Origin of the sequence: Loigolactobacillus zhaoyuanensis (assembly GCF_003946385.1) — a bacterium.
GTDB lineage: Bacteria > Bacillota > Bacilli > Lactobacillales > Lactobacillaceae > Loigolactobacillus > Loigolactobacillus zhaoyuanensis.
Map to the genome: position 1 here is coordinate 1 of NZ_RHOE01000106.1, position 4,497 is coordinate 4,497.

Genomic DNA, 4,497 nt, shown 5'->3' on the forward strand with positions numbered 1-4,497 from the left:
TGATGACGGCATTCCCATTTACCCCCTTCGGCATAAAATTTTACCCCATTAAGCGAAGAAATTGACCAAGTTCTGCAAAAGAGATTGACCAGCCCTAAGGTACCTCTTGTATAATGTGATAGCGCATACATTGCGTAATTATATTATACAGGAGGTTTTTTATGTCCATTCAGTATCGTAAGATTCTTGAGCTCCATGCTCAAAAGGTCGTACAACGGAATATCGCTGCAGCTACAGGTAATTCTCGCCCCAAAATTGCAGAGATCATCAAACGGGCAAAAGAAGAAGTGTTAGTACCACCGTTCACTGATGAAATGGATGACGAATGGTTCGAAGCGCTACTTTTCCCGCATAAAAAGCGTGAGTCTAAAGGCAGACAATTGCCAGATTTTGAACATATCCATACGGAACTAGCTAAGTCTAATGTGACGTTGTCACTACTACACTATGAATATGAGGCAATGTGCCGTCAAAATAATGTTATTCCCTACGCTTACCGCACATTTTGTCAGTATTATCACGAATATGCACAAAAGTATAAAGCGACTATGCGCATAAAGCGTAAGCCGGGAGAAACTATGGAAGTAGATTGGGCAGGTACAACATTGTCTCTAACTGATTCAGATACAGGAGAAATTGTTAAAGCTTATTTATTTGTCGCCACACTACCGTGTAGCCAATATGGCTACTGTGAGGCTCGCTTGTCAATGAAACAAGAAGATTGGTTAGTTAGTCATATTCACGCTTATAAGTACTTTGGTGGGGTTACGGAAATCCTTGTCCCAGATAATTTAAAAACTGGTGTTACCAGGCACCAAGCTGGAGAAGCTGTGCTTAATTCGACTTACCGCGAATTGGCAAGTCACTATAACACGATTATATTGCCGGCACGTGTCCGAACACCTAAAGATAAAGCCAACGTCGAGGGTAGTGTAAAGATCCTTTCAACTTGGATTATCGCTGCGCTACGTAACGAAAAGTTTTTCACATTAATAGAATTAAATCAGGCTGTTAGGGAAAAATTAGATGAGTTTAATTTGCGACCATTCACCAAGAAATATAAAAAAGGTAACCGTAAAGACGCTTTTATTAGCGAAGAGCAGTTCGCATTACAGCCTCTACCACGGGTACCTTATAAAATGGCAACCTGGAAAACTGCCACTGTACAATTAGATTACCACACTAATGTGGAGAATATGTTTTATTCTGTTCCTTACGAATATATCCAGAATAAAGTTGATATTAAAGTTACGAAAGATCTCGTTGAGATCTTTTACAAAGATAGTCGTATTACCTCACACAAACGACTTTATGGCAAGCTTGGTCAATTCTCGACTAATCATGATCATCTACCAGAGAACCACCAGTTGTATCTTGATTACACCCCAAAAGAAGCAATTAAGTGGGCCGAAAGTATTGGTGAAGCAACAACGGAAGTCGTTCGTTATTTGCTTAAATCGGCAAAAGTGGAAAAGCAAGCACTGAAAGCAACCCTTCGTTTAAAGAATTTTGGCCGTAAGTACTCCAGTGAAGCGATTGAGCAGGCTTGCCAAGATATTATAAAAATTGCCTCAGCACCAACGGTGCCAGTAATCGAGCGTTTATTACGCAGTAACCAACAACAGGAGCAACCTCACAATGCAAGTGCACAAAACACTTATGGCTTCACGCGTGGCGCAGCCTATTTTGGAATCGAAGGGGAAAAAGATAATGACATCAGATGAAACTAAGCGTAAATTACGAGAAATGCGACTCAACGCTATGGTTGAGATTTTAGAAGTTCAGGAACAGCAACCAGAATACCAACAAATGGATTTTGAAGATAAGTTTGAATTAATTGTCGATGGTGCTTATGCCAGACAGCAATCTAATAAGCTTAGTCGGCTATTACACAGCGCTGATTTTCCGAGTATAGAGCCTGCGTTAGCCGAAATAGATTATTTGCCAGATCGCAAATTGGATCGTAAGCTAATCCAAAAACTAGCAACAGGGAACTACATTCGTGAGCATTATAATATTATTTTGATGGGCGCATCTGGCAATGGTAAAACTTGGCTCGCTAATGCCTTAGGCATAGAAGCATGTCGCCAATTTTATAAGGTGAAGTATGTTCGGCTGCCAGAACTTTTAGACGACTTAGCTGTAGCTAAGCATGAAGCTAATGGAAATTTTCATAAAATATTAGCTCGCTATAAAAAAGTTGATGTTTTAATCATTGACGAATGGTTGTTAACGGAGTTGTCTTTAGAGCAGTCTACCTATGTTTTAGAGCTAGTAGAAAGTCGATTACATCAATCATCAACCATTTATTGTTCACAGTTTGCGCCAGATGGATGGCATAATAAACTAGGTAATCCACAAATAGCCGATGCAATCCTTGATCGCATTATCCATGATGCCTACCCGATTTTAATTCAAGGCGATAAATCAATGCGTGAACGCTATGGATTACGAGGTGACTCTGTATGATTCCAGAAGATGTGCGCAATCGGCTCGCTAGTTACTACTTTCTTAACTCGATAGAAGAAAGCTTTGAAAATAAATTGGTTGATCGGTTAACAATGGCCATGCTTCAAAGCAATGAACAAATTAGTGAGAATGAGCTCGTTGATATTGGTATTAAATTGATCAAAGAATACCTAGAGCAATAACAATGTTTGAACCCACTTTAGTGGGTTCTTTTAGTCGTATGGTCAATTTTCTTCGCATAAGTTGGTCAATTCTTTCGCCGAGTGTGGGCAATTTTTACGCTCACTTGGTTAATTCACGATGCCGCCTTCAACAATAATAAAAAGTAAAAATTTGAAACCAAGTAACACGCTGGTTTTACGCAAATTAATCAGCTCCCATTTTTATTCTTACTGTTTTAGTTATCATGATCGCTTTTACCAGCCATTATATTATTCTATAGTCTACAGAACAACCGCGCGCTTAAAGCCGTTTTTACGAATATTTTAGATGCTAAATGATACCTTTGACTAGACTACTTAATTTCTTGAAAACACAAAAAATCCTACCAAGTAAATGCTTGGTAGGATTTCCAGTAGAAAGCCACACGATATCTCCAGATTCTTAAATCGCTTATCGCAATCAAAACAGGGTATATTGGACTTCCAGCTTCAATTATAGGTTAAATTATTATTTAACAGTAACTGATGCGCCAGCTTCTTCAAGCTTAGCTTTAAGTTCGTTAGCTTCGTCTTCAGAAACGCCTTCTTTGATGACAGTAGGTGCGCCGTCAACCATGTCTTTAGCGTCTTTCAAACCAGCGCCCGTGATTTCACGAACAGCTTTGATGACTTTGATTTTAGCTGAGCCAGCGCCAGTTAATTCAACGTCAAATTCAGTTTTGGCAGCTGCAGCGTCGCCGCCAGCAGCACCAGCAGCAGCTACAGGAGCAGCAGCGCTTACGCCAAATTCTTCTTCGATTCCTTTAACTAAGTCGCTTAATTCAAGAATTGTTGCTTCTTTTAATTGTGCAATGATTGCATCTTTATCTAATGCCATTTTAAGTTCCTCCTAGAGTAGGTAATTATTATTATGCTTCAGCCTCTTCAGCTGGTTTTGCATCAGCAACAGCTTTAACTGCATACGCAACATTGCGTACTGGTGCTTGTAAGACAGAAAGTAACATTGAAAGTAAACCATCGCGGTCTGGTAACTTGGATAAATCAATAATTTGATCTAAGCTAGCTACTTTACCTTCGATCAGGCCACCCTTAATTTCAAGTGCGTCTGCTGTTTCAGCAAATTTAGCCAAAATACGTGCAGGTGCAACGACATCTTCACTTGAAAAAGCAACGGCTGTTGGGCCAGCAAATGTATCGTCTAACCCTTCAAACCCAGCTTTATCAGCGGCACGACGTAAAATCGTGTTTTTGATGACGTGTAATTCAACACCAGCTTCACGTAATTGCTTACGTAAGTCTGTATCTTGCGCAACTGTTAAGCCACGAGAATCAACAATAACAGCTGAAGCTGCATTCTTGAATTGTTCAGTGACGGTATCAACAACTTTCGCTTTTTGTGCAATAACTGCTTCACTCACGAGAATCTCACCTCCTGTTAGAATCAGAGTGCGTGCACTCTGTTGGTGGATTTCTCCTAATAAAAAAACGCTGTGTGCAAAGACACAACGCCGCAGAGAGTCTGTGTAAACCGTACAAACTTTCTCCTCGGCGGGCCGTTTAGCAAGCTAAACGTTTAAGGCAAGAGCCACCTGAGTCTTAGGTAGAAATATAACCAGGAAATAGCATACCATGAATCAAGATCAGCGTCAATATTTTTTTGACGTCTCCACATTAGTTCCCAGCTGTGCTCAAAAATCATACACGCAAGTTATTTTTGGCTTGAATTTATACTTTAAGTGCAACAAAAGAGACTCATGATATGAATCCCTGTAAAATGGTGTTTGCGAAGACAACCATCGAAGGGAGCACATAATCATGAACCCATACAAACATCTTACCATGAGTGAACGCGAAACGATATTCCTGA

Annotated in this window: 5 protein-coding genes and 1 other annotated feature; of the genes, 3 read left to right on the forward strand and 2 right to left on the reverse strand. The window is 40.0% G+C overall.

Translation table 11 applies throughout. From position 1 onward, the window contains the following. Positions 1-161: 161 nt before the first annotated feature. From istA to EKM76_RS12765, 3 genes are read left to right on the forward strand one after another with little or no spacing between them, the layout of a single operon-like run. Entirely contained in the window at positions 162-1,724 is a 1,563-nt protein-coding gene (istA, locus tag EKM76_RS12755; RefSeq protein WP_125550954.1) for an IS21 family transposase, read from the forward strand. Then, positions 1,711-2,469 (forward strand): IS21-like element helper ATPase IstB, encoded by a 759-nt coding sequence (gene istB, locus EKM76_RS12760; RefSeq protein WP_125550955.1) that lies wholly within the window; start codon positions 1,711-1,713, stop codon positions 2,467-2,469. The genes istA and istB overlap by 14 nt, the downstream gene beginning before the upstream one ends. Further along, the gene (locus tag EKM76_RS12765; RefSeq protein ID WP_056943351.1) at positions 2,466-2,651 is read left to right on the forward strand and encodes a hypothetical protein; all 186 of its coding nucleotides are present in this window, start codon (positions 2,466-2,468) and stop codon (positions 2,649-2,651) included. Before istB ends, EKM76_RS12765 begins: the two co-directional genes overlap by 4 nt. 487 nt (positions 2,652-3,138) lie before the next feature. On the opposite strand, the gene rplL is transcribed toward EKM76_RS12765, so the two are convergent. Further along, positions 3,139-3,507 (reverse strand): 50S ribosomal protein L7/L12, encoded by a 369-nt coding sequence (gene rplL / locus EKM76_RS12770; RefSeq protein WP_125550956.1) that lies wholly within the window; start codon positions 3,505-3,507, stop codon positions 3,139-3,141. Positions 3,508-3,538: 31 nt separating this feature from the next. Next, complete coding sequence (gene rplJ, locus EKM76_RS12775; RefSeq protein ID WP_125550957.1) at positions 3,539-4,048, reverse strand: 50S ribosomal protein L10; 510 nt, start codon at positions 4,046-4,048, stop codon at positions 3,539-3,541. A gap of 52 nt (positions 4,049-4,100) precedes the next feature. After that, positions 4,101-4,249 (reverse strand) — a sequence feature (ribosomal protein L10 leader region). Positions 4,250-4,497: the final 248 nt, after the last annotated feature.